Origin of the sequence: Pantoea sp. USHLN298, assembly GCF_037149395.1 — a bacterium.
In the GTDB taxonomy this organism is placed as follows: domain Bacteria; phylum Pseudomonadota; class Gammaproteobacteria; order Enterobacterales; family Enterobacteriaceae; genus Pantoea; species Pantoea astica.
Window position 1 is genome coordinate 370,557 of sequence record NZ_JBBCRO010000006.1, and the last position, 24,898, is coordinate 395,454.

The window sequence follows — 24,898 nt, forward strand, 5'->3', positions numbered from 1 at the left end:
TCAGTGTTACTCAGGCTGCAAGCGGAACTGCGCCATAGTCGCCTGTAGCTGACCAGACTGCGCTTCCAGCGACTGGGTCGCTGCCGTCGCTTGCTCCACCAGCGCGGCGTTCTGCTGCGCGGCTTCATCCATCTGCGTCACCGCCAGGTTGACCTGTTCAATGCCGCGGCTCTGCTCATCAGAAGCCATAGAGATCTCTTTCATCAGCGCCGTGACGCGCATAACTTCACCCGAGATCTCATCCATGGTCTCTCCGGCTCGCGTCGCCATCTCGCTGCCCTCTTTAACCCGGGATTGTGAGTCGCCGATTAGCGTACGGATCTCTTTGGCAGCGTTGGCGCTGCGCTGCGCCAGGGTGCGCACTTCATTCGCGACCACCGCGAAGCCGCGGCCCTGTTCACCGGCGCGTGCCGCTTCAACCGCCGCATTCAGCGCCAGAATATTGGTCTGGAAGGCGATGCCGTCAATCACGCTGAGAATGTCGCCGATACGGTTGGCGCTGTCGGTGATTTCGTGCATTTTCTCCATTACGTAGCAGACCACCTCAGCGCCACGATCGGCCGTATCCGACACCGCATTCGCCAGCTGATGCGCCTGCTGCGCGTTGCTGGCGTTAAGCCGTACCGTGGCGGTTAACTGCTCCATGCTGGCCGCCGTCTGCTCCAGCGAGGCCGCGGACTCTTCGGTGCGCTGCGACAGATTGACGTTGCCGGCAGCCAGCTCACGGCTGCCGATGTCGATCTGCAGGCTGGCTTCACGCACCTGACTGACCGACGCGCGCAGCGCCTGCTGCATCTCTGCCAGCGCATGATTGAGCCGGCCCAGTTCATTGTTGCCCGCCGCGGGCAGGGCTTGAGATAAATCCCCTGCCGCCACCTGTTCCAGATGGACGATGGCGCTGTTGAGCGGCTGGAGCAACATCCGGCGCAGCAGTTGCCAGGCCAGCACTAACAGCAGCAACGTCAGTACCACCGCCACTGCGATCAGAATTTTCATTTTGGTTTCGTTATAGGCCGCCTGATCCAGCTGGGCTGCAGTCACCTGATCCGCGTACTGACCGAAATCGTCCACCGCTTTGCTGTAGCGGGCGGCCAGTGCGGCCAGGTTGCCTTCCAGCAGCTGATAATATTCGTCGGTATATTGCTTATCCAGCGCGCTCATCATCGGTCTGATGCCCTGCTCAAGATAGGCCTTGTAGCTGCCCGCCACGGCATCCGCCAGCGTTTTGCCGTGTGCCGTGACGGTACCCGCATCAACAAAGCGCTTCAGGCTCTTTTGTGATGCCACCACATCGGCCTGCGCCAGTTTAGTGACCGCGGCGCCCTCTTCCAGCAAGCCAATTTCAATTTTCCGTACCGCCAGCGCCGCATTCGCGCGGGCGCGCATTAAATCGGCGTTGCTCTGATAGAGACTGTTCAGCTCAACCCCCTGAATGCGGTTGATCACGTCCAGCGAGCGGTTCCCTTTGTTGATTGCCACGATACCCATAAAACTCACCGCCAACAGCAGCAGTGTCATAAATGCCAGCAATGCCAGCAACCCCGTGCGAAGTGATAACTGTTTCATCTTGATAGTTTCCGTGTATGAGAAAAGGCGAAATTTCCAGCGGCCCTAAAACGGAACAGGTATCGGCCATCACCTCGCTAAACTTTAACCTTAATGAATGGTTAACGGCTTGATCATCACGGAGACATCCATCAAGCTAATTGCCGCTGATGCGTTCCCCGGAGAAGAATAATGAAAACAGGATGGCTTCTGGCTCTGCTGCTTGCCAGCGGAGAGGCGATGGCGCAGGATTTGCCTGCTGATGCCGCGCTTAATCGTTGCCTGGAGGGTGCGACTACCACCCAGGCGATGAATCAATGTTATGCCACCGCCAGTAAAGCCTGGGATCAGGAGATGAATAATCAGTATGGCAAACTGATGAATCAGTTAACCGGCGATTCGAAAACAGAGTTGCGTCAGGCGCAGCGAGCCTGGCTCAGCTACCGCGACAGCTGGCTGGCCGCGAGCCGCAGTCGGCTGAGCGATCAGGGTACGCTGGGTAGCGTCGCGCTGGGCGCACAGAACCTGAGCCTGGTGCGTAACCAGGCATTGATGTTGCAATCGCTGAGTCAAGGCAGTTGCGCCAACCCGGATGATTGTTAATCACTGTCCGGATTATCCGCGGGCTGATGTCGTCAGCGTACGTGTTCACTTTCAGGGAGAAACCATGGCTGCTTATGCCTCGACCATTATTCTGATCTGCCTCGCCGTTCTCAGTTATTTCGTACACAACAACGCCGTCACTATCTCTATTCTGGTGCTGCTGGCGATCAAGATCACGCCGCTGGCGCAGTTTTTCCCCTACGTGGAGAAGCAGGGCATTACGTTGGGCATCATTATTCTTACCGTGGCGGTGATGGCACCGCTGGCCAGCGGATCGCTGCCTGCAGCCGCGTTACTCAAATCTTTTGCCAACTGGAAGTCGATCGTGGCGATTCTGGTCGGCATTTTTGTTGCCTGGCTGGGCGGACGCGGCGTTAACTTTATGAGCGTACAGCCCTCGGTCATCGGCGGCTTGCTGATTGGTACGGTGATCGGCGTGGCGTTTTTCCGTGGCGTGCCGGTCGGACCGCTGATTGCGGCCGGGATAGTTTCGCTGTTTGTGACGGCTAAGTAGCGTTAGGGTGCATTCCGAAACGCCAAAAAGAGGGCATACTTTCAGAGTCAGTTGGCTATAATAGCCGACACTCAACATACGACTACTGAAGGAATGCCCGATGAGTTTGAACCAGGTGCCAGCAGGTAAAGACCTGCCAGAAGATATCTACGTTGTCATTGAGATCCCGGCCAATGCCGATCCGATCAAATATGAAGTTGATAAAGAGTCTGGTGCCCTGTTTGTAGACCGTTTTATGTCTACCGCCATGTTCTATCCGTGCAACTACGGCTACATCAACCACACTCTGTCACTGGATGGTGATCCGGTTGACGTACTGGTTCCGACCCCGTATCCACTGGTACCAGGCTCAGTGATCCGCTGCCGTCCGGTTGGCGTGCTGAAAATGACCGACGAGTCTGGCGAAGATGCCAAACTGGTTGCGGTTCCGCACACCAAACTCTCTAAAGAGTACGATCACATCAAAGATGTGAACGACCTGCCAGAACTGCTGCGCGCACAGATCACCCACTTCTTTGAACACTACAAAGATCTGGAAAAAGGCAAATGGGTTAAAGTGGATGGCTGGGATAATGCCGAAGCGGCCAAAGCTGAAATCATCTCCTCTTACGAGCGCGCACAGAAGAAGTAATTCTGCTGTCAGCCGGTAAGTCGAAAAAAAAAAACACCGTCCAACTGGACGGTGTTTTTGTTCAGGCCTCTGGCTCCTCATCACGCTTTAGCCAGTCTCCGCTCAGGATACGCTGGCGACCTGCCACTGAGCGTTGATAAACGTAAAGCCATGCGCTGCCAAACGGCGTCTGAATCAGATGACGTTTGTACTCTCCCCCTTTGGTACGGAGCGCATCCAGCTCCGCAAGGGTTGAGGCATCAATGCGGTACACTTCACACTGTACCGCTCCATTGCCCTCAATCACGCCGGGATAATGGCCCAGACTGAAAAGCTCAAAGCCCTCAATCTGGTGATCACCCAGCCATTGCGCATTCGTCATCCAGTGACTGTTTCCCTGTTTGCGCCGTAAACTGCCGTAGACAATTATTCGCATTGCTAAAACTCAAACTGATAGAGCAAATCGAGAGCCTGATCCACACCGGACACGGCTTCCAAATAGAGTTTAGGCATCAGGCGGTAACGCAAGGTTAACGTCGCCAGTGAATCAAATATGCCAACACCGTATTTTACCTGTAGACCCGGTAGTACATAGCCACTGACCTGCACCTGCTGGCTGTCGCCAACACCGGCAGTATCAACGGCGAGATTACTGACACCGAATGTCTCACCGATTTTACCCACAACCTGCCCACTTTGTGCAACCCCTAAGCCAATAAGCGCTGAGGTTAACGCATTACTGTCGCCATCGCTGCCGAGTCCCTGACCGCGCAGCAGATAAGAGAGCGCTTCCTGTTGCGACATCGCCGGATCGGAGAAGACTTCCGCTTTTGGCTCATCGGCCAGGCCGGTGACCCGCAATCCGGCGGTGACGTCATCTTCAGTCGCATCCGGATTACGAATCGCTTCCAGATTGATGTAAGGCTGATCGGGCGGTCCGGCAAACTGCAGCTCGCCCTTACGCACAATCAGATCCTGTCCATAGGCGTGGAAGCGGCCGGACGGGATGTTGATCTGGCCGTTAAGGCCGAGCCCGGAGCGATCCTGCACCAGTTTCAGGTCGCCATTCAGCTTCGCTTTCAGCCCGAACGCAGAGAGACGCACATCGTTACCGACGTGGATCACCAGGTTGCTGTTGATCGGAATCGCGGCGGTTTTCGGCTGAATCGGCTTGAGGTTCTGATCCAGCATCACTTCATCCGACGAGACGCCCGTGGCGCTTTCCGGGACTTCCTGCACCGTGATGCGCGCCCACGGAACCTCGACCCGGCCCGACAGGTTAAATGCTGCCGGCGTGGCTTCGAATACCAGATCCGGCGAGACATCCATCCGCACCATCGGCGGCACCGTGACCCGCACCCGGCTACCCTGCGCCGCCAGGCGCGCGCGCCAGTTATCGAGCTGGCTCCAGTCGGCGTTACCGTTGAGGTTGATGTTGCCCTGCGCGGTCTGAATCAGCCCGTTCAGGGTCGAGCTCATGCCGTTAAACACCAGATTGAGATTGGCGGCGGTGAGATCGACCGGCATGAAGCTGCCATCGACATCGACATCCGACAGGCCAAGCTGACCAAACACCTGTGGCTGCTGCACGCTGCCCGCCAGCCGTAAGCTGCTGTTGAGGTTGCCTTTGATCTTCTCGCCCTGCATCAGCGCCGGGTTCAGCATCGCCAGCGACAGGTTACGAATGTTGACGTTGCCGCCCAGCGTGCGGCGATTTTCCGGATCGGTGATCTGAACATTGCCATCGAGCTGGCCGTTATTGGCGATGCGGATCAGCCAGTCGAGCTGGGCACGTCCATCACGCAGCGCCGCATTAAGGTTCAGGGTATCAAAGGCGATCGGCAGGGTGTTGCCCTGCACATCCTGCTGGACTTTGACGCCGTTACCTTTCAGCGACACCGTGCCGGTTGGCAGGCCTTTACCAGCCAGCCAGTTAACACGAACGTCGCCGCTGAACACGCCGCTGAGCTGGGTCGCGTCTGGCATAAAGGGTTTAACCATCGCCAGATCGAAGCGATTCAGGACCACGTGCGCCTTGCCACTCGGACCGGCTTCAACCGGTTCCGGTACGCAGAGCTGCGCATTCGGGTTCTGCCAGCAGTGTGGCCCGATGGTGGCCGTCTGTTTGCTATTGAGGTAGTCAATGGCCATCGCCCGCGTCAAACGCCATTCTCCTACCGGCGTCTCAAAGCGGGTGTTGTTCAGTTCGCCTTTCCAGCGCTGCGTCTGGCGATCGAAACTGCCGTTCAGCGCCAGCTGACCGGACACCGGCTCGCCCTGTACATTAAGTTTAAGCTGATGCTGGTGCTCGTTGCCGTCTGCATTCAGGGTCAGCAGATTAATGCTGAGCGCATCCTGTTTCAGCTGTTCGACGCGCAGTTGCAGCTTACCGGCCACCTGCTCGCCGGAGCGAACATCCCCGTTGAGCGTGACGCGGTTAATCTGCATCTGCTGCCAGCGCAGGCCACGGGCATTGAGATCGGCCAGCAGCTGCGGCGCACTCAGGGTTCCGCGCGCTTTGATCGTGCCTTTGACCACGCCGCCCAGACCGGGCAGCGCATTGTCGAGCTGCGGCGCGTCGATGCTGGCATCCAGATCCAGCTGTTCACCTAATGCGCCTTTCACATCCAGATGGTTACGACCCAGCGCCAGTTTGATGCCCGGCACCGTCCACTGGTTGTAGCTGTTGCCGGTGAGCGAGCCTTCCGCCGTGACCGCGTTCTGCTTCACATTTCCTTTCAGCTGCAACTGCGGCACGCTTAACTGCCAGCTTCCGCCGTACAGGCTGCCGCGGGTGGTGATTTTGCCATCCAGCCTGGCGGGCCAGTCGGGATATTGTTGAGCGGTGTTGATGCCCGCCAGCGTCAGTTCGCTGCGCCAGCTGATCGCCTTACGCCAGTCCACCAGCGCCGTCAGATCGATGTTGCCCTGCAACGCCGCGATACGCAGTCTGTCGAGGCTGAACTGTTCGACATTACCTTTACCGGTCAGCGAAATGTTGGCGGGCGGCACCGCTTCCCCTTTCACCGCAGTACGCAGCGACATCACGTAGTCGGTCGCTTTGCCTTTGAACTGGTAGTCGAGGTTATCGGCCTGGTACTGTACCGCGCCGGTTAACGGCCAGCGCAGCTGCGGACTGGTCAGCTGCAGCGACAGCGGCAAGCCCGCCACCGCCAGTTGGGTGGTAGCATCCAGTTGCGCCTTCACCGGGCCGGAGAGGTTGAGCGCCAGCTTCAGCTCATCGCGCATCGCACCGTTGAGCTTCAGCGCGATTTTTTCGCCTTTAATCGGATCGGTGTTTACCTCACCGTTAAGCGAGAAATCGACCGGCCAGTTATTCGCCAGCGTCGCCTGTCCGCTGCCGTTCAGCTTGCCGAGATTGGAGTCCACTTCCAGCGTGCTGAGCTGCATCTGGCGGTCAGCGGTTTTCGCTTTCAGCAGTAACCGGCTGATGGCGATATCGGTATCGCCGGTGATGCGCAGCTGCTCGCCCAGGATCTGCTGTACATCAATATCCAGCGGCAGCTGAAAATCGGGTAACGCGGGCAGCAGCGGTTGCGCAAACATCGCCTGCAGGGTTTCACCCAGCGGCTTCTCCGCCGGCTTCGGCTGCTGAACTTTCGGCTGGACCACCTGCTCATTAGCCACCTGCGCCGCTTTCGGCAAAGCAATCAGCAGGCTTTGAATATGGGTCGGGTTAAGCGTCAGCGCGCGTTCCTGCCACTGCAGGCCGGTGGTGAAATCCAGCAGCGAGATGGCAGTATCGTCGACTTTGACATTGATATTGTGCAGGCCGAGATGCTTCAGCGTAATCGGATACGGCGTGCTGAGGTTGGCGTTGCCGCTCTCCTCTTCCGGCGGCGGCTCGCTGGCTGGCGTCATCTTTTTGCTGTCGACCACCACGCTGATATCGCTCAGGGAGACATCATTTACGCAGACCGATGAGTGCAGCAGACAGTTGAGGTCAACCGCCAGATGGATATGACCGGCATCGACACTGACGCCGGGCATCTCATAACGCAGCCCGCTCAGGGTCAGGTTACGCCAGCCGCCATCGACCTGTTTGATCGATAAACCCGGTACCCAGCGCGAAGCGCCATTTAACAGCAGGTGCAGACCGGGCGTGGTGCCGATCAGAAAGGCTACGCCACCTAATAGCAGCACCAGAAAAATCAGAATGCCGATCAGGACCTTTTTCCACAGCTTCATAGTTCAGGCCCCAGTCCGATATAAAATTGCAATCCATGTTCCTCGTCATCCCCAATCGGTCGGGCAATATCCAGTTTGATTGGCCCCACCGGTGAAGACCAGCGCACACCGAAGCCCGCGCCGGTTTTAACGTTACTCTGTTTGATATCGTTGACCGCTTCGCCGGAGTCGACAAACACCGCGCCCCACCATTTGCCGCTGACGTTGTACTGATATTCCAGCGATCCGGTGGCGAGTTTGGAAGCACCGGTCAGTTTGCCGTCATCATCCCGCGGAGAGATGTCTTTATATTTGTAACCGCGAATGCTGCGGTCGCCGCCGGCGAAGAAACGCAGGTCGGGCGGCACTTTGTCGAAGTCGTTGGTTTCGATCCAGCCCAGGTTGCCGCGCGCCACAAAACGGTGCTTATCGCCCAGCGTGCGGATCCAGACGTTTTGCGCCTGCATAATCAGGAAGTCAACGTCTGAACCCCAGGTGGTGTCGGAAACGTCTACTGAATAGCGCTGCGAGTCACCCCAGGTCGGCATTAAGCCGCCGCGTGAGCGGGTACGGTTAACGCTGACGCCAGGATAGAGCAGCATGGTAGTGTTGGTGACGCTGCCCTGAGTAAAGTGGTCCAGACTCCAGCGCAGGTTAACGGCCTTCTGCCAGCCGCTGCTGCTGTCCCAGTTACGCGACATCGCCAGCGTCGTGGTATCGGCTTTGGTGTCGTTGAGGTCGGTGCGCTTCAGGCCGCCCGAGAAGGTATAGTACTGTTCCAGCGGGCTTTTCAGCAGCGGGACTTTATAGGTCAGATCGACCTGCTGCTCAGGGGCAGAGACGTAGGCGCTGGCCGCCAGGCTGTGACCGCGGTCGTTAATCCACGGTTTTTTCCAGGTTCCTTTCAGCCGGGGTCCGACATCCGTCGAGTAACCCACCCCGGTTTCAATGGTGTTTTCGGTACGCGGTGACATCACCGCATTGAGCGGCAGAACTTTGGTTTTGCGCCCTTGTTTAAATTCTGGCGCGACCACCACCGAATTGAACCAGCCGGTGGCAGAGAGGCGGCGATTGAGCTCGGCCAGATCGCGCGAACTGTAGTAGTCGCCCTGCTTAAAGGGCACCAGATTTTGCAGATACTCCTCGCGAATTTGCGAGCCTTGAAAACTGACGTCGCCAAAACGGTAGCGCTGGCCGCTGTCGTAATCGATATCCCAGAACGCTTCACGCCGCTCGACCGATACGCCTAACTGGCTCTTTTTAAACTGGCCATCGAAGTAGCCATTACGCAGCGCGAGATTTGAGAAGCCACTTTTGAAACTGTCATACTGCCCGTGATTGAGCTGGGTGCCCACTTTGGGTCGTCCCTGTGCTACCCAGGCACGGTAATCCGCATCGTTGCGGGCTTCACCCTCAACAACGATACTGCTGCCGCCAATTTTCACCGGTTCGCCGGGCGTTACGCGCGCCACCAGCACCGGACGGCCACCCCGCGCAGGCGCAGGACGGGATTCAAAATCGATAACCGGCTCGTAGTAACCGAGCGCGCGCAGGCCCTCTTTTATCGCTACCGAGACGCGTGCGCGAAAGCGGCCGTCGTTAGAGACCTCATCGCTGCCGATGGTCGACAGGCGCGCCCTGACGTTTTTTTGCAAATCCCCGGTTAAGCCTTCGACCTGTAATCGTACCGTCGCCGCTTCAAGCGCTGGCGTGACAAGCAGCAGGCTGGCCATGCAATAAACATAAAATCGTGGCACCTGTACTCCTGTTAATCATGCCGGCCCCTTTTCCGCGGGGCACTTATTAATCATCTTTGCCCGCACTGGCGTGACGGCAACATCCTCATCATAGCCGCACTTTATGGTAACCGGCGGGGCAACATCATCATCTAAGTCAAATACCGGGCTATTGTCGGTAAATGACGCGATCGATACAACAACTGCGGCGTCGAATGATCGCGGCTGGCAGGTTCACTCAGATTAATCTGAACTGATGACGGGCATGTCCGGCGCAACACACCATCGGAACAGGTGGTTTGTCCTCTGGCGGCCCGGTGATAGCACCTGCTATAATCGGCCACCACAGGCATTTCGCCTGTTTTCATTTCTGCCCCGACACTGTTTTTTCTGTCGAACTGGCGCAGACATTTTTGGCACGGATAGCCCTGTTTGACAGGTACGCAGATCGCTCCGGATCTCACCTGCACGCTGCCCAGGCCAAAAATGACAAGTGGATAACCCTTTGGATCTCATATGTTAGATAGCTTACTTGTCATCCTGTTACTGATCGTAATCAGTGCATTTTTTTCCCTGTCGGAAATCTCGCTGGCGGCCGCCCGCAAGATAAAACTCAAGCTGCTGGCGGATGAAGGCAACGTCAATGCACAACGCGTATTGAAAATGCAGGAAACGCCGGGCATGTTCTTTACCGTGGTGCAAATTGGCCTGAATGCCGTCGCGATTCTCGGCGGTATTGTCGGCGACGCCGCCTTTTCGCCAGCCTTCAGCAGCCTGTTTAACCGTTTTGTCGCGCCGGAACTGGCGGAGCAACTCAGTTTCATCTGCTCATTCACCATCGTTACCAGCCTGTTTATTCTGTTCGCCGACTTAACGCCAAAACGGGTCGGTATGATCGCCCCGGAAACCATCGCCTTACGCATCATCAACCCGATGCGTTTTTGCCTGCTGTTGATGCGCCCGCTGGTCTGGCTGTTCAACGGTCTGGCCAACGTCTTCTTCCGCATCTTCAAACTGCCGATGGTGCGCAAAGACGATATCACCTCTGACGATATCTACGCGGTGGTGGAAGCGGGTGCGCTGGCTGGCGTGTTGCGTAAGCAGGAACATGAGTTAATCGAGAACGTGTTTGAGCTGGAATCACGCACCGTGCCCTCTTCGATGACCTCGCGTGAAAACATTGTCTGGTTTGATCTGCATGAAGATGAAACCAGCCTGAAAACTAAAATCGCCCAGCATCCTCACTCTAAATTTCTGGTCTGCAGCGGCGATATCGATCATATCGTTGGTTACGTTGACTCGAAAGAGCTGCTGCTGCGGGTGCTGGGAAACCAGAGTATGGCGCTGAACAGCGGCTTGCAGATCCGCTCGGCGCTGATTGTGCCCGATACGCTGACGCTGTCTGAAGCGCTGGAGAGTTTCAAAACCGCCGGTGAAGACTTCGCGGTGATCATGAATGAGTATGCGCTGGTGGTCGGGATCATTACCCTGAATGATGTGATGACGACGCTGATGGGCGATCTGGTCGGCCAGGGCATGGAAGAACAGATTGTGGCGCGTGATGAAAATTCGTGGCTGGTAGAAGGCGGAACGCCGATTGATGACGTAATGCGGGTACTGGACATTGACGACTTCCCGCAGTCAGGCAACTACGAAACCATCGGCGGCTTTATGATGTATATGCTGCGTAAAATTCCGAAGCGTACCGACTTTGTGAAGTTTGCCGGTTATAAATTCGAAGTGGTCGACATAGACAGTTATCGCATCGATCAGTTACTGGTTACCCGCATTGATGAGCGGCCGCCGGTGCTGAACATGACGAAAAGCGAAGAAGAGTAGAATGACTAAGGGCCTGCGCCATAAGGCGTCATTGTTGCAGACAGTCTGGACACGGACAGCGCGGAACAAGCAGGCGTACACGTAGTACGTGAGGATTGTGAGCACTGCCCAGGTTCAGAATGGCAAATAAAATAGCCTGATAGGCCAGGCTCAAAGGGCGCCATCGGCGCCCTTGTGATTAGTTGAACTCAAGTTTCAGACGAACGACCTGGCGGTTAATTTCTGACATCACGCTCAGGTGCTGTTTGTCTTTGACGCGCGGGATTAATACTTTTCCCTTGTCGAACTCAAACGCGCCAACATCCTTGATATACAACCTTCCTTTGAACAGCGTTTTTACATATTTCGCTATTTGCAGCGGATTATAGCGCTGGAAGATCTTCATACTGATTAACTCCTGTACAATTTTAAGCACGCTTCGCCGTTTCCAAATTAGGTACGAGCCCATGAAGCGCGAATTCGGGATAAACTATAGAACACTCAGCGCTGCTGATGTTCCGAAAAATGAATTTTTTTACTGAGTTGACACATCATTACAGAACACTCTGTTATCACGCTCACACAACACAGTATAAACCTTCAGTCGTTACGGAATTGTGGCGCTGATAACAAACCTGACACCTTTCCAGGACAGCTGCATCATCCCTGCCTACTATTGCAATAAAATGACTAACTGGTCTGATCACTTAAGGAAACCACGATGCGAATCACTCTGGCAGCGATAGTTTTGTCGTTACTGATACCGGTAAGCGCTCTGGCGCACGATCTGAAGCAGGATGCGCGCGTTCCGGCCACCGGTGTGAATGACAAAGGTGAGCTGTTACTGCAGCAGGATAAGTTTAGCTACAAAAACTGGAATAGTGCTCAGCTGAGCGGAAAAGTTCGAGTGATTCAGCATATCGCCGGGCGCTCTTCCGCGAAGCAGATGAATGCGGCGTTAATCGAGGCGATCAAAGCCGCGAAGCTGCCGCACGATCGTTATCAGACCACCACCATCGTCAATACTGATGATGCGATTCCCGGCACCGGGATGTTTGTTCGCAGCAGCATCGAAAGCAATAAACAGCAGTATCCGTGGTCACAGTTTATTGTCGACGATAAGGGAAATGTGCAGCGTGCCTGGCAGCTGCAACCGGGCGGCTCAGCCATTGTGGTGCTGGATAAACATGGCGCAGTGAAGTTTGTGAAGGATGGGCCGCTGACGCAGGAGGAAGTTCAGCAGGTGGTTAACCTGGTAACCTCTCTGCTGGCGCACTAAGCCTCACTGCTGGCGCACCAGGCCGGCCGCATGGCGGGAGGTTGCCCTCCCGCTTAACGGACTAAAACAGAGAAACGCGAAAGCCAGGATTGAGGAAGGATTCGCGCGGTGCGTAATCCAGCGTTTTGCCCTGCCAGTCATGCACATGAGCACCTGCCGCCATGGCGACCGCGTGGCCCGCACCGGTATCCCAGATGTTGGTCGGCCCGAAGCGTGGATAGAGCTGCGCTTTACCTTCCGCCACCAGGCAGAACTTCAGCGATGAGCCGGTCGCCACCGTCTGATGTTCGCCGAGCTGCTTCAGATACTGCCTCATCTCATCGTCATCGCCGTGTGAGCGGCTCACCACCACCAGCGGTGGCCGGGCATCCTGCGCATGAATCTGTTCACGCCGGCCGCCCTCTTCTTTCCACGCCTTACCGTCTGCTGCAGCGTACATCACGCCCAGCGCTGGCGCATAGACCACGCCCATCACCGGCTTGCCTTCTTCGATCAGCGCAATATTGACGGTAAATTCGCCGTTACGCTTGATGAACTCTTTGGTGCCATCAAGCGGATCGACCAGCCAGTAGCGCTGCCAGTGCTGACGCACCTCCCAGCCGGGCGGATCTTCTTCTGACAGGACCGGTATCGCCGGTGACAACTGCGCCAGGCCGTTCACAATCACCTGATGCGCGGCAATGTCGGCGGCAGTCACCGGCGAGTCGTCCGATTTGTGAGAAACGTCAAGCGGCGCGGCGCCGTCGTAAACCTGCATGATCGCGTCGCCCGCTTCGCGTGCCAGTTGGCAAATTTGCTCTAACATTTTTCACCTCGTTGTGTCCATCGGCTGCACGTTCAGTTCAACGCCTGATGGTTACATTTTAGCAGTTCCGCTCTGCAAGCCGATCGCGCAGCGGCAGCACGGAGCAATATATAGATATATCAATACCATAGTTACCCGCTTATCGCCACGCCTGCACAACTACGCCTATTCCGGAACGGCTGGCAGGTTAACCGATGCGCCAAAACGTTATATCCATCACGATTTAAACTGATCACTCATCAGGCTTTTACATTATTTTGAGAGCCTTAACTTATCTGGCAGCAGGAGCAAGCATGTTTAAGCCTGGAATGATGTTACTGGCCCTGAGCGTTTCCGTCGTCGCGCAGGCGGCAACGGTCGATTTGCGGATACTCGAAACCACCGATCTGCACAGTAACATGATGGATTTCGACTACTACAAAGACACGCCAACCGAGAAATTTGGTCTGGTTCGCACCGCCACGCTGATTCATGCGGCGCGCCAGCAGGTAAAAAACAGCGTACTGGTCGATAACGGCGACATCATCCAGGGTAGCCCGCTGGGCGACTATATGGCGGCCAAAGGCCTGAAAGCGGGCGAAATCCATCCGGTCTATAAAGCGCTTAACACGCTCGATTACAGCGTCGGTAACCTGGGTAATCATGAGTTTAACTATGGTCTGCCTTACCTCAAAAAAGCGCTGGCCGGCGCACGCTTTCCTTATGTCAACGCCAACGTCATCGACGTTAAAACAGGTAAGCCGCTGTTCACGCCTTATCTGATCAAATCCACCCGCGTGGTGGACCGCGACGGCAAAGCGCAGACGGTGAAGATTGGCTATATCGGCTTTGTGCCGCCGCAGATCATGGTGTGGGATAAAGCCAATCTGCAGGGCAAGGTGCGGGTGGATGACATCACCGAAACCGCCCGTCGCTACGTGCCTGAAATGCGCGCTCAGGGCGCGGATATTATCGTCGCCATTCCCCACTCCGGCCTGAGCAGCGAGCCGTATCACGCGATGGCCGAGAACTCGGTTTACTACCTCAGCCAGGTTGAGGGCATTAACGCCATACTGTTTGGTCATGCCCATGCGGTGTTCCCGGGCAGCGACTTCGCCAGTATTAAAGGCGCGGATGTTGCGCAGGGAACGCTGAATGGCATCCCGGCCGTGATGCCCGGCATGTGGGGCGATCATTTGGGCGTGGTCGATCTGGTGCTGAATAATGACAGCGGACGCTGGCAGGTCAGCAGCGGCAAAGCCGAGGCGCGGCCCATTTATGACGCGGCCGCGAAAAAGTCGTTAGCGGCAGAAGATCCGGCGCTGGTTAAGCTGCTGGCTGACGATCATCGTGCCACGCGGGAATTTGTCGGCAAGCCGATCGGCAAATCCGCCGATGTGATGTACAGCTATCTGTCGCTGGTGCAGGACGATCCGACGGTACAGATCGTCAACAATGCCCAGCGCGCTTACGTTGAACACTTCATTCAGGGCGATCCGGATCTCGGTGGCCTGCCGGTGCTCTCCGCCGCTGCACCCTTTAAAGCGGGCGGACGTAAGAACGATCCGGCCAGCTACGTTGAAGTCGAGAAAGGTCCTCTGACCTTCCGTAACGCCGCCGATCTCTATCTCTACCCGAATACCCTGGTGGTGATGAAAGTCAGCGGTGCGCAGGTCAAAGAGTGGCTGGAGTGTTCAGCGGGCCAGTTTAATCAGATCGACCCGCACAGCAGCAAAACGCAGTCGCTGATCAACTGGGATTTCCGCACCTATAACTTCGACGTGATTGATGGGGTCAGTTATCAGATCGATATCACCCAGCCGGCGCGCTATGACGCAGAATGTCAGCTGATTCATCCGCAGGCGTCGCGTATTCGTCAGCTGAGCTGGCAGGGCAAACCGATCGATCCGCAGGCGACCTTCCTGGTGGCGACCAACAACTATCGCGCGTATGGCGGCAAGTTTGCCGGCACTGGCGATAAGTACATTGCCTTTGCCTCACCGGATGAGAACCGTTCCGTGGTGGCCGCCTATATCAGCGCGGAAACGAAAAAACAGGGTGAGGTCAGACCGCAGGCGGACAATAACTGGCGACTGGCACCCATTACCTCATCAACCCCGCTCGATATTCAGTTTGAAACGGCACCGGGTGATAAAGCGACCGGATTTATTAAGCAGCATGCGCAATATCCGCTTCAGCCCAAAGGGACAGATGCGATTGGCTTTGCTCTGTGGCAGGTGAATTTACAGCAGAAGTAAGGCGGGAGAAAACGCTGCAACCAGGATGGTTGCAGCGTCTTTAAATTACAGGATTTCCAGCAGTTCTACTTCAAAGACCAGGGTGCTGAATGGCGGGATAGAGGCACCGGCACCACGCTCGCCGTACGCGAGGTTGTGTGGGATCACCAGTTCCCATTTTGAGCCAACCGGCATCAGGGTCAGCGCTTCAATCCAGCCCGCGATCACGCCGCTAACCGGGAACTCTGCTGGCTCACCGCGTGCTACAGAGCTATCGAACACGGTGCCGTCGATCAGTTTGCCGGTATAGTGGACGCGTACACGATCCTGACGTGATGGGATCGGACCGTCGCCCTGGGTGATGACGCTGAATTGCAGACCAGATTCGGTGCTGCTCACGCCTTCACGCTGCGCATGTTCCTGCAGGAACACCTGACCTTCTGCCGCCATCGCTTCGGTGCGCTCACGACGCACACCTTCAGCGCGCTCGTGCACTTCACGCAGTGCGCGATGAACCACATCAACCGGCACCGCCGGCGAGTTCCCTTCCAGCGCGTCGCGCAGGCCCGCGAGCAGTGCTTCTGGTTGCAGCCCTTGCAGACCAGATTCCAGCAGCTGCTGGCCAACCTGTAAACCAATACCGTAACTTGCTTGTGCTTCGACGCTGTCGAAAGAAGGGGTAGTCATCTTCGTTCCTTTCACTCTCGGATAAATTCGAACCGGCAGCATAACAGTGCAGGCCGCTGGCGTAAAATGCCCTGCATCGCAGATGACTTTTCCCGATGAAAGAGAAACAATAGGCCCGTCAAATTTATCAATGCTGGCAGGCACTTCGCGCCGGTATTGCCCATACTATAACTGTTGACGGAATTAACCCGTCTGTTGCACACCAAAAGAGAGAACACATGGGCCAGATCGCCCCACGACGCCGCAGGACGCGCGCAACGCGTATTGTATCCCGGCTGCAAACCTGGCTGGCCACACGCAAGCCGCAGCAACCCGCTGGAGAGGAGGAACCACGAATGGCTTCAGACGCGTCATCCCGGCTACCGACATGGCTTCATCGTATCTGGCATTTCACCGACCACATCGGCTGGATGGACCCGCTACCGGCCCCTCATCGTCGCGGCATTGTTATCGCGCTGCTGGTAATGCTGCTGGCGTTTCTCTGGCCGGTCAGCACACCACGCTATCCGGTGGAGCAGCCGGTGACCCCGACAGCGGAGAAAGAGGTGCCGATGCAGGCGGATATTTATGACAACAAGGCCGACTCCTCCCCTTCTCAGCCTCAGCCGACGCCAAAAGCGGATTCACAGGGTCAGTGGCGCAACTATACCGTCGCGTCGGGCCAGACGCTGGCGCAGCTGTTCCGTGACAACAGTCTGCCGGTGAATGATGTGTTTGCGATGGCGCGGGTAGAAGGCAACGATCAGCCGCTGAGTTCACTGAAAAGCGGTCAGCAGGTTAAAATCCGTCAGGATGCACAGGGCGTGGTGACCGGACTGACAATAGAGGGCGCTAACGGCCCGGTGCTGTTTACCCGCCAGCCGGACGGCAGCTTTATTCGCGCGCAGTAATCTTTACGCGGCGACAAAAACAAAAACGCCGGCACAAGGCCGGCGTTCCCGCAGTGCTCAGTAATAACAATTACTCAGCAACGATACTCACGATCAGTTTCGCGAATACTTCGCTGTGAACCTGGAAGTTCACTTCGTGCTCACCGGTGGTGCGCAGAACGCCGTTCGGCAGACGAACTTCGCTCTTAGCCACTTCAACGCCAGCTGCAGTCACTGCATCAGCGATGTCGCGGGTACCGATGGAACCGAACAGTTTACCTTCGTCGCCAGCTTTAGACGCGATGGTTACGGTGCCCAGTGCATTGATTTTCTCAGCGCGTGCATTTGCTGCAGACAGAACGTCGGACAGTTTAGCTTCCAGTTCTGCACGGCGTGCTTCGAAAAATTCAACGTTTTTCTTGGTAGCAGGAACAGCTTTGCCCTGTGGTACCAGGAAGTTACGAGCGTAGCCCGCTTTAACGTTAACCTGATCACCCAGGCTGCCCAGGTTTGCTACTTTATCAAGCAGAATAACTTGCATTACCTTATCCTCTTAAAGTCGTTAATGGACAGTTGCCGATTACTGATGACGATCAGTGTACGGCAGCAGAGACAGGTAACGCGCGCGCTTGATAGCACGAGCCAGCTGACGCTGGTATTTTGCGCGAGTACCAGTGATACGGCTTGGTACGATCTTGCCGCTTTCAGTGATGTAGTTTTTCAGCGTTGCGATATCTTTATAATCGATCTCTTGAACGCCTTCCGCGGTGAAACGGCAGAACTTGCGACGACGGAAATAACGTGCCATTTGGCTAGTCTCCAGAATCTATCAATTCAATCTGCTCGGCATGTAACACCATTTTGCTCTGGCCATTGCGTGCCTGATGGCAGCTAATGAAACCGTCGAGTATGAGTTGCGTGCCGACCGTTATATGTTGAGTAATCACCTGATGGGCGCTGCCGCTGATAATCACCGGCATCCGACACCAGGCTTGCCGGTGAAACCCGGCCTCCTCCTGCACTGAGCGGTGCTCAAGCACGAACTGGCAGTGCGGAATTCCTGACGGGCTAATTTTTCGAACCGGCGTCTTGCACACCGTGCCAGACAAGCGCAGTCGATTAACCGTCACGATGGATTACTCTTCAGAATCCCCAGCATCTGAGTCATCAGCGGATTCGTTAGCAAAATCTTCGCGGCGCTCACGACGCTCGTCTTTCGCTTTAACCATCGGTGATGCTTCAGTTACCGCGTTTTTAACGCGCATAACCATGCTACGGATAACGGCGTCGTTGAAGCGGAAGTTCGTTTCCAGCTCATCGATCGCTTCCTGCGGCGCTTCAACGTTCAGCAGAACGTAGTGGGCTTTGTGCAGTTTGTTGATCGGATAAGCCAGCTGACGGCGGCCCCAGTCTTCCAGACGGTGAATCGTGCCCTGTGCACCAGTGATAGCACCAGTGTAACGCTCGATCATGCCCGGAACCTGTTCGCTCTGGTCAGGATGGACCATAAATACGATTTCGTAATGACGCATCGAAATTGCTCCTTACGGATTATTCAGCCTCCTGTCGGGGTCAACCGCGGCCCATGGAAGCAAGGAACGTTATAGGCTGTGTCCCACAAAGGTTCGTCATGACGAGCGCTTGTGGGACACAGCCTGAGAATGCGGCTGAAAAATTGACGCGTAATCATACTGGCGGCGGGCGCTAAACTCAAGCGCACATTTCAACAAATCTGATGTGGCGTGCCAGATAGGGTGGCTTTTCGTGCTAATCACAGCAATACAATCTGTTAAGCAGCCATTGTTCAAAAATGCTGACAAAGAGGTTCAGGCGGACGATCTGGCGATAATATCGCCAGTCGCTAAACTTAATGCAGACGTTACGGTTTGGCTTATCAGCGTCTAACAGAGTGTGTTCCCTGAAGTGAGGAGTCGGCCATGAAAAGGTACGTCATCGCCACTTTACTGGGTCTCTTCCTGTCTCTCCCCGCTCTTGCCAGCAATGCTGACTGTGCGCAGCAGATGAGAAGTCACAGCAGCAAAGCGGCATCGGGTTATGTCTATGTGAATCGACTGGATGCACCGGAGAGAAGCCCGGTCAGCACGCCGGCCCGACCGGCAGAACGGTTCGCTGCCCCCTGATAATCGGGGCAGATAAAGGGCGGATTGAATCAATCCGCCCTTTTTATAACGGGTGTTTTATAACTGATGTTTAAAGAAGTTAACCAGCGCTGTCAGGCCTGACGGCGTGATCTTATGTCCAATCTGCTTTTCCGACAGTGAGGTCAGATGCCGGGCTAAACCCTGGCTGCGCAGCGCCGCTTCCAGCCGCGCACTCTCGGCAAACGGCACCACCTCATCAGCTTCGCCGTGCCACAGCAGCAGTGGACGATTGGCCAGCGTTTCCAGTCGGGTGCTGGGATCGTACTCCGCCAGCGGCGCCATTCGGGCATCAAACCCGGCCTGCTGTTCCGGCGAGCGCACCACCAGCGGCGGAAACAGCGTCTGGCTGAGCTGCATAAAGTAGCCGGACCCCATCATGCAGGCGACGCTGTGGATCTGCGGATAGCGCGCCATCGCGCCCAGCGCCGTCATGCCGCCCATTGAAGCGCCTGCCACCGCAAACCGTTCTCCGGCGATCAGATCCTCAGCGCGCAGCGCGGCTTCCAGCTGCGGCAGCTCATCGATATTGGTTTTAAGGATATCCCAGAAGCGGCGCAGGCGGCCTTCGGCATCGCCTTGATCGCGCGCGCCATGCAGATCCGCATCCGGCATCACCGCCCGGAAGCCAGCCTGGGCTAAGGCGACGGCGAAATAGGCGTAGACCTCTTTCGATGAGGTGAAGCCGTGATAAAACAGCACGGTCGGCAGCCGGTTACGGCGCTGACCGGCAGGCGCGGCGTGCAGACACTCAATACCGGCCAGCGTTTCCGTGGTGAGTTCGATCATGTTATCTCCTGAAAAGGGTCAAGACGTGCGTGATCAGTGTACGGTCTGCCGCTGAATTTGCGAACCGGTCCGCCCCTCTCTGCCATCAACTTTCGCGCTAAACTTTTCCGCGCTTCTGCCGTTGATCCGATATCTCCCTAATGCGATCAAAGGTAATTTATGAAGCGTCTCTCTCTCAGCGGCCTGAGTCTTGGAGTTAAGCTGTCTGTACTGACGTCTCTCAGCGTAGCGTTATTGTTGCTGGTTCTGACGCTGACTCAGAGCCAGACCGCCTCGCGCCAGCTGGAAAAACTCGCGATTGATGATATGCACAATCAGGTGCAGGGCATCAGCGAAATGGCGACTATGTTCAACGCCACGCTCTCCGAAGAGGTGAGCAACTATACCAATCTGTTTACCAGCTTTCTGCCTAAGCGTTTTAGCCTGGATGAGACGGCGCGCGTGCAGGTCGGCAACTTCTCAACGCCGGTGCTGCGCGCCGGATTAAAAACGCTCAACCTTGATCAGACAGCGGTGGACGATTTCACCGATCGCACCGCCGCAGTGGCCACCATTTTTGTGCGCGACGGCGATGACTTCATCCGTATCTCGACCTCACTCAGGAAGCAGGATGGCAGTCGCGCCATCGGCACCCAGCTCGATCGCGCCAGCGCAGCCTGGAAAAACGTCCATCAGGGCCAGGTCTATCGTGGCCTGGCGACGCTGTTTGGTCATCGCTACATCACTCAATATCAGCCGGTTAAAGATGCCAGCGGCACGGTGGTTGCCATTCTGTTTGTTGGGGTCGGAATCGATCAGCAATATGCGCTGATGCGTGAAAAAATCCTCGCGCGTCGGTTGGGCGACAGCGGCCATTTTTATGTGATTAACGGCGCGCCAGGCAGCACACAGGGCCAGTATCTGTTTGCTCAGCAAAACGAGGGCAAACTGCCGGCCTGGGATCAGTCGGTGCAACAGCCACTGCTGACTCAGCCGCAGGGGATAGAGCAGGTGAATATCGACGGTGAAACCCGGATGCTCGCCTGGCAGCAGCTACCGGGATGGAACTGGGTGATTGTCGGCGAGGTTAACCGCGCCAGTCTGCTGGCCCCGATCACCCACAGCCGTAACCTGTTCCTGCTTACCGGTCTGGCGCTGGTGGTGGTGTTTGCGCTGGGGTTTGTCTGGTACAGCCGCCGGGCGATTACCCGTCCACTGCAGCAGGTGATTCATCTGGCGCAGCAGTATGCCGCCGGCAATTTGCAGGTGCATCTGGATACCTCACGACGTGACGAAGTGGGCCAGTTGATTAATGCCATTAACGGCATCGGCGATGGTCTGGAGAAGATCGTAGGCCAGGTGCGCAGCGCCGCGCAGGAGATCAGCGACGGGACCGATACTATCGCCGCCAGCAGCCACAATATCAGTGAACAGATTGGTCGTCAGGCCAGCAGCGTGGAGCAGACCTCCGCCAGCATGGAGCAGTTTGGCGCAACGGTCGAACATACCGCCGACAGCCTGCGTCAGGCGATGTCGCTGGTGTCTGAAGCCAGCGATATTGTCAGCCAGGGCAGCCAGACCGTGGTGCGCTCCGTGAACACCATGTCAGCGATCAAAATCTCTTCCCAGAGCATTGCGGATATCACTCATGTGATCGAATCAATCGCCTTCCAGACCAATATTCTGGCGCTGAATGCCGCGGTGGAAGCGGCGCGCGCTGGTGAGCAGGGACGTGGTTTTGCCGTAGTGGCGGCCGAAGTGCGGGCGCTGGCGCAGCGATCTGCTCAGGCCGCGAAAGAGATTGATGGATTGATCGCCACCTCAATCGGCAACGTGGCGGAAGGCCATCTGTTATCTGAGCAGACCCGCGATGCGATGACCCATATCGTCACTCACATCGAGCAGGTACAGGCGCTGATGGGTGAGATCAACGTGGCGGCACAGCAGCAGGCGGCCGGTATTGGTCAGGTTAATCTGGCGATGAACCAGATCAGCCAGGCGACGCATCAGAACAGCGAACTGGTGGCCCAGGCGGAAAGTAGCGCCCAGAATCTGAGTGATAAAGGCCATCATCTGACCCAGCTGGTGAGTGTTTTTACCCTCAAATCCTGACGTCATTCAGGACGATGGCATACACTTAATGCTTCGTCCTGAATGAGGGTTTTCCTATGCGTTTCGCTTACTTACTGGTGTTAAGCCTGTCACTGGCAGGCTGTTCTGCGTTTCAGACAACTCCAAAAGCGCCGCCCGCGCCGACTCAACAGGCGCAGGAAATTTCACGGGCGCAAAGTACCCATTTGCCGAAGCTGGGCAACATCACCGTTAACGTTCACGGCTCGCCAGATGATGCGCAACGCGCCGTGGCCGCACGCGCCAATCAGGCCGGTGCGGCTTATTATCAGATCGTGGCGCTGAGTGAAACGGTGATGCCTGGCTTGTGGTATGCCAGCGCCATACTGTACGGTGCCTCACCCACCGCAGGCGCGAGCCAGTAAGCGGTCGGCCAGCGCGGCATCCAGTGGACGTGCGCCGCGCTGATCGAGCCATTGCTGGCACCAGGCATCCGCCAGCGGCGGTTCGGCATATTTCAGCAACTGTGCGCCGGTAGCCAGCAGCAGCAGGCTGCGGGTCAGTTCCCGCGCCTGCGCCTCCGGCATTTTGTTGAGCCGCAGCCGCAGCTGACGCCAGCGCGCATCGAAATGGCGATTACTGCCTTTAACTGCCTCAAACTCCTGACTGAGCATCTCTGTGACATCGCCCTGCCGGGAAAGCACGCGCAACACGTCAAGACACATCACATTGCCTGAGCCTTCCCAGATGCTGTTGACCGGGATATCGCGATATAAGCGCGGCAGTTCGCTCGCTTCGCAGTAGCCGATGCCGCCTAATACCTCCATCGATTCCGCGACGAACGGCGCGCCCGCTTTGCATATCTGGTATTTCGCCGCTGGCGTAAACAGGCGGGCAAAGGCTACTTCATGCGGTTTTGCTGGCAGCGACCAGGCACGTGCCAGCCGCATAAGCAGCGCGGTCTGCCCTTCCAGCTGCAGCGCCTGCTGCGCCAGTACCTGACGCATCAGCGGCTGATCCACCAGATTTTTACCCAACACCTGGCGCTGATGCGCATGGTAGAGCGCAACGGAGAAGGCGCGCCGCATCTGACCGTGGCTGCCGAGCGCACAGTCAAAACGCGTCATGCCGCCCATTTTCAGCATCAACCGGACACCTTCGCCCTCTTCTCCCAGCAGCCAGCCGGTGGCGTCGCGAAACTCCACTTCGCTACTGGCATTGGATCGGTTACCGAGCTTATCTTTCAGCCGCTCGATCAGGATCGCATTGCGGCTACCGTCTGGTAACAGGCGAGGCAGAAAGAAGCAGCTCAGACCGGCCGGTGTCTGGGCCAGTACCAGATGCGCATCGCTTTGCGGCACCGAGAAAAACCATTTATGCCCGGTAAGCCGCCAGGCTTCACCCGGACCGCGTGCGCCCAGCGGCTCAGCGCGGGTGGTGCTGGTGAGCAGATCGCTGCCGCCCTGTTTTTCGGTCATCCCCATGCCAATCAGCAGTCCGCGCTTTTGATCGCCGGGCTGCGCATGGGTGTCATAACGGTCACTGAGTAACGGATCGAGCCAGCCTTCAAACGCGGCGGGCAGATAAGTCTGCAGCAGCGGGATCGCCGCGTGGGTCATGGTGACCGGACAGAGCGTGCCGGCTTCTACCTGGGCATGCAGGATAAATCGGGCGGCCCGCGCTACGCTGGCATATTCGCGTACGCTGGGTTGCCAGCTTAGGTTGTGCAGACGACTGGCGCAGACGCCCTGCATCAACAGATGCCAGGCGGGATGAAATCGCACTTCGTCGAGCCGTACACCGCGCGCATCGTAGCGCAGCAGTTCGGGCGGCTCGGCGTTGGCCAGCCGGCCCAGCTCCAGCGATTCGGCACTGCCCAGTTGCAGGCCGACCGAGGCCAGCCATTCACGATCCCACTCCGCGCCCTCGCGCTGTAGTGCATCGCTCAGCGGCGTATCGGAAAGGAAAAGATTGCTGTTGCTGAGAGGATGGGGCTGATTAAAAACGGTGTGTGTTGTCCAGGTCATAACCACTCCTCGCGGATGTCACTCAGTAAGTATACCCGTCGTCTTTCAAGCTGCATTTTTGTCGGCTGCGTTCACTCACCCGAATCACTTACTCATGTAAGCTCATCGGGATTCGTTCTCTTGCCGCCTCAATGCAACCCGAAATCCTTTGGGTATATACGAATGACGCGCAGTTATGCCTGGTACAGAAACTAATTTGTGGCGAGGATCACATCGGGGATCAGGCGTTGCGCTGACGCACCGCTTCAAACAGGCAAACGCCGGTGGCAACCGAGACGTTGAGCGAAGAGACGCTGCCCGCCATCGGGATGCTGATTAACTCGTCGCAGTGTTCACGCGTCAGGCGACGCATCCCTTCACCTTCGGCACCCATCACCAGCGCCATCGGGCCGGTCATTTTGCTCTGGTAAACGGTGTGATCCGCTTCGCCAGCGGTACCGACCACCCAGATGTTGTACTCCTGCAACAGGCGCAGCGTCCGGGCAAGGTTGGTGACGCGGATCAACGGCACGTTTTCTGCCGCGCCGCTGGCCACTTTTTTGGCGGTGGCGTTCAGCGGAGCGGAACGATCTTTTGGCACGATCACCGCATTGACGCCCGCCGCGTCAGCGCTGCGCAGACAGGCACCCAGGTTATGCGGATCGGTGACGCCATCCAGTACCAGCAGAAACGGTTTTTCCAGGCTTTGCAGCAGGTCCGGCAGGTCGCCTTCCTGATACTGACGACCCGGCTTAACCTGCGCCACGATACCCTGATGCACACCGCCTTCTACCTGGCTATCCAGCCACTTGCGCTCCGCCAGCTGGATCACGATCCCCTGAGCTTCCAGCGCGGCAATCAGAGGTTGCAGGCGACGATCGTCACGGCCTTTAAGGATAAAGACTTGCTGAAAACGCTGGGGATCGCGCTCCAGCAGCGCCTGCACGGCATGGATACCAAAAATAATTTCGCTCATCGATCTGCTCAGTGTTTGGAAATGAATAAATTACCGCCCTTTCCCGCAG

General features: G+C 56.8%; 24 protein-coding genes. 10 read left to right on the plus strand and 14 right to left on the minus strand.

Features of this window, described 5'->3' with window-relative positions; genetic code table 11:
* Nucleotides 1–6 precede the first annotated feature (6 nt).
* Nucleotides 7–1,566: a methyl-accepting chemotaxis protein gene (locus WFK59_RS17465; RefSeq protein WP_336756639.1), complete on the minus strand. Its 1,560-nt coding sequence runs from the start codon at nucleotides 1,564–1,566 to the stop codon at nucleotides 7–9.
* A 171-nt stretch (nucleotides 1,567–1,737) separates the two neighbouring features.
* On the opposite strand from WFK59_RS17465, the gene WFK59_RS17470 reads away from it, so the two are divergent.
* The 3 genes from WFK59_RS17470 to ppa all read left to right on the plus strand — a co-directional run bounded on the left by WFK59_RS17470 (nucleotide 1,738) and on the right by ppa (nucleotide 3,293).
* Nucleotides 1,738–2,148 (plus strand): lysozyme inhibitor LprI family protein, encoded by a 411-nt coding sequence (locus tag WFK59_RS17470; RefSeq protein WP_336756641.1) that lies wholly within the window; start codon nucleotides 1,738–1,740, stop codon nucleotides 2,146–2,148.
* A 64-nt stretch (nucleotides 2,149–2,212) separates the two neighbouring features.
* Nucleotides 2,213–2,662: a DUF441 domain-containing protein gene (locus WFK59_RS17475; RefSeq protein ID WP_233987023.1), complete on the plus strand. Its 450-nt coding sequence runs from the start codon at nucleotides 2,213–2,215 to the stop codon at nucleotides 2,660–2,662.
* 100 nt (nucleotides 2,663–2,762) lie between these two features.
* Nucleotides 2,763–3,293, plus strand: coding sequence for an inorganic diphosphatase (gene ppa / locus WFK59_RS17480; RefSeq protein ID WP_003855519.1), 531 nt, complete (start codon nucleotides 2,763–2,765; stop codon nucleotides 3,291–3,293).
* 61 nt (nucleotides 3,294–3,354) lie between these two features.
* On the opposite strand, the gene WFK59_RS17485 is transcribed toward ppa, so the two are convergent.
* Genes WFK59_RS17485 through tamA form a run of 3 tightly spaced genes read right to left on the minus strand, consistent with a single transcriptional unit; the run spans nucleotide 3,355 to nucleotide 9,193 of the window.
* Complete coding sequence (locus tag WFK59_RS17485) at nucleotides 3,355–3,708, minus strand: gamma-glutamylcyclotransferase family protein (protein WP_233987022.1); 354 nt, start codon at nucleotides 3,706–3,708, stop codon at nucleotides 3,355–3,357.
* A 2-nt stretch (nucleotides 3,709–3,710) separates the two neighbouring features.
* A complete protein-coding gene (gene tamB / locus WFK59_RS17490) occupies nucleotides 3,711–7,481 on the minus strand; it encodes an autotransporter assembly complex protein TamB (protein WP_336756643.1) in 3,771 nt (1,256 codons plus the stop codon).
* Nucleotides 7,478–9,193: an autotransporter assembly complex protein TamA gene (tamA, locus tag WFK59_RS17495; protein ID WP_336756687.1), complete on the minus strand. Its 1,716-nt coding sequence runs from the start codon at nucleotides 9,191–9,193 to the stop codon at nucleotides 7,478–7,480. Before tamA ends, tamB begins: the two co-directional genes overlap by 4 nt.
* A 519-nt stretch (nucleotides 9,194–9,712) precedes the next feature.
* Here tamA and WFK59_RS17500 point away from each other — a divergent pair.
* Nucleotides 9,713–11,035: a hemolysin family protein gene (locus tag WFK59_RS17500; protein ID WP_233987020.1), complete on the plus strand. Its 1,323-nt coding sequence runs from the start codon at nucleotides 9,713–9,715 to the stop codon at nucleotides 11,033–11,035.
* A gap of 178 nt (nucleotides 11,036–11,213) precedes the next feature.
* On the opposite strand, the gene WFK59_RS17505 is transcribed toward WFK59_RS17500, so the two are convergent.
* On the minus strand, nucleotides 11,214–11,420 hold the full coding sequence (locus WFK59_RS17505) for a DUF1107 domain-containing protein (RefSeq protein WP_003855513.1): 207 nt from the start codon (nucleotides 11,418–11,420) through the stop codon (nucleotides 11,214–11,216).
* A 315-nt stretch (nucleotides 11,421–11,735) separates the two neighbouring features.
* Here WFK59_RS17505 and WFK59_RS17510 point away from each other — a divergent pair, with 315 nt between their 5' ends.
* Nucleotides 11,736–12,293 (plus strand): YtfJ family protein, encoded by a 558-nt coding sequence (locus WFK59_RS17510; RefSeq protein ID WP_233987019.1) that lies wholly within the window; start codon nucleotides 11,736–11,738, stop codon nucleotides 12,291–12,293.
* Between the two features lie 61 nt (nucleotides 12,294–12,354).
* Here the strand turns inward: WFK59_RS17510 and cysQ are convergent, their stop codons facing one another.
* A complete protein-coding gene (gene cysQ / locus WFK59_RS17515; protein WP_336756646.1) occupies nucleotides 12,355–13,098 on the minus strand; it encodes a 3'(2'),5'-bisphosphate nucleotidase CysQ in 744 nt (247 codons plus the stop codon).
* Nucleotides 13,099–13,391: 293 nt separating this feature from the next.
* On the opposite strand from cysQ, the gene WFK59_RS17520 reads away from it, so the two are divergent.
* Complete coding sequence (locus WFK59_RS17520; protein ID WP_336756647.1) at nucleotides 13,392–15,335, plus strand: bifunctional 2',3'-cyclic-nucleotide 2'-phosphodiesterase/3'-nucleotidase; 1,944 nt, start codon at nucleotides 13,392–13,394, stop codon at nucleotides 15,333–15,335.
* Between the two features lie 45 nt (nucleotides 15,336–15,380).
* On the opposite strand, the gene fklB is transcribed toward WFK59_RS17520, so the two are convergent.
* Nucleotides 15,381–16,001, minus strand: coding sequence for an FKBP-type peptidyl-prolyl cis-trans isomerase (gene fklB, locus WFK59_RS17525; protein WP_233987016.1), 621 nt, complete (start codon nucleotides 15,999–16,001; stop codon nucleotides 15,381–15,383).
* Between the two features lie 218 nt (nucleotides 16,002–16,219).
* Between fklB and WFK59_RS17530 the strand changes: the two genes are divergently transcribed.
* On the plus strand, nucleotides 16,220–16,891 hold the full coding sequence (locus WFK59_RS17530; RefSeq protein ID WP_293002060.1) for an OapA family protein: 672 nt from the start codon (nucleotides 16,220–16,222) through the stop codon (nucleotides 16,889–16,891).
* 70 nt (nucleotides 16,892–16,961) lie between these two features.
* Here the strand turns inward: WFK59_RS17530 and rplI are convergent, their stop codons facing one another.
* The 4 genes from rplI to rpsF are packed head-to-tail and all read right to left on the minus strand — an operon-like array spanning nucleotide 16,962 to nucleotide 18,402.
* Entirely contained in the window at nucleotides 16,962–17,411 is a 450-nt protein-coding gene (gene rplI / locus WFK59_RS17535) for a 50S ribosomal protein L9 (protein ID WP_233987014.1), read from the minus strand.
* Between the two features lie 39 nt (nucleotides 17,412–17,450).
* Nucleotides 17,451–17,678 carry a 30S ribosomal protein S18 gene (gene rpsR, locus WFK59_RS17540; RefSeq protein ID WP_000135199.1) on the minus strand — a complete coding sequence of 76 codons (228 nt, stop codon included), beginning with the start codon at nucleotides 17,676–17,678 and terminating at the stop codon, nucleotides 17,451–17,453.
* A 4-nt stretch (nucleotides 17,679–17,682) separates the two neighbouring features.
* Nucleotides 17,683–18,000 (minus strand): primosomal replication protein N, encoded by a 318-nt coding sequence (priB, locus tag WFK59_RS17545; RefSeq protein ID WP_094120600.1) that lies wholly within the window; start codon nucleotides 17,998–18,000, stop codon nucleotides 17,683–17,685.
* Nucleotides 18,001–18,006: 6 nt separating this feature from the next.
* Complete coding sequence (gene rpsF / locus WFK59_RS17550) at nucleotides 18,007–18,402, minus strand: 30S ribosomal protein S6 (protein WP_031376410.1); 396 nt, start codon at nucleotides 18,400–18,402, stop codon at nucleotides 18,007–18,009.
* Nucleotides 18,403–18,807: 405 nt separating this feature from the next.
* Here rpsF and WFK59_RS17555 point away from each other — a divergent pair, with 405 nt between their 5' ends.
* Nucleotides 18,808–19,011, plus strand: coding sequence for a hypothetical protein (locus WFK59_RS17555; protein ID WP_233987013.1), 204 nt, complete (start codon nucleotides 18,808–18,810; stop codon nucleotides 19,009–19,011).
* A 57-nt stretch (nucleotides 19,012–19,068) separates the two neighbouring features.
* Here WFK59_RS17555 and yjfP read toward each other — a convergent pair whose 3' ends face one another.
* A complete protein-coding gene (gene yjfP, locus WFK59_RS17560; protein WP_336756649.1) occupies nucleotides 19,069–19,818 on the minus strand; it encodes an esterase in 750 nt (249 codons plus the stop codon).
* Nucleotides 19,819–19,977: 159 nt separating this feature from the next.
* Between yjfP and WFK59_RS17565 the strand changes: the two genes are divergently transcribed.
* Nucleotides 19,978–21,909, plus strand: coding sequence for a methyl-accepting chemotaxis protein (locus WFK59_RS17565; protein ID WP_336756650.1), 1,932 nt, complete (start codon nucleotides 19,978–19,980; stop codon nucleotides 21,907–21,909).
* 56 nt (nucleotides 21,910–21,965) lie between these two features.
* Nucleotides 21,966–22,292 (plus strand): biofilm peroxide resistance protein BsmA, encoded by a 327-nt coding sequence (bsmA, locus tag WFK59_RS17570; RefSeq protein ID WP_233987010.1) that lies wholly within the window; start codon nucleotides 21,966–21,968, stop codon nucleotides 22,290–22,292.
* On the opposite strand, the gene WFK59_RS17575 is transcribed toward bsmA, so the two are convergent.
* The gene (locus WFK59_RS17575; RefSeq protein WP_336756652.1) at nucleotides 22,266–23,894 is read right to left on the minus strand and encodes an isovaleryl-CoA dehydrogenase; all 1,629 of its coding nucleotides are present in this window, start codon (nucleotides 23,892–23,894) and stop codon (nucleotides 22,266–22,268) included. The two genes, bsmA and WFK59_RS17575, sit on opposite strands and share 27 nt — an antisense overlap.
* Before the next feature lie 220 nt (nucleotides 23,895–24,114).
* The gene (rlmB, locus tag WFK59_RS17580) at nucleotides 24,115–24,849 is read right to left on the minus strand and encodes a 23S rRNA (guanosine(2251)-2'-O)-methyltransferase RlmB (protein WP_233987008.1); all 735 of its coding nucleotides are present in this window, start codon (nucleotides 24,847–24,849) and stop codon (nucleotides 24,115–24,117) included.
* Nucleotides 24,850–24,898: the final 49 nt, after the last annotated feature.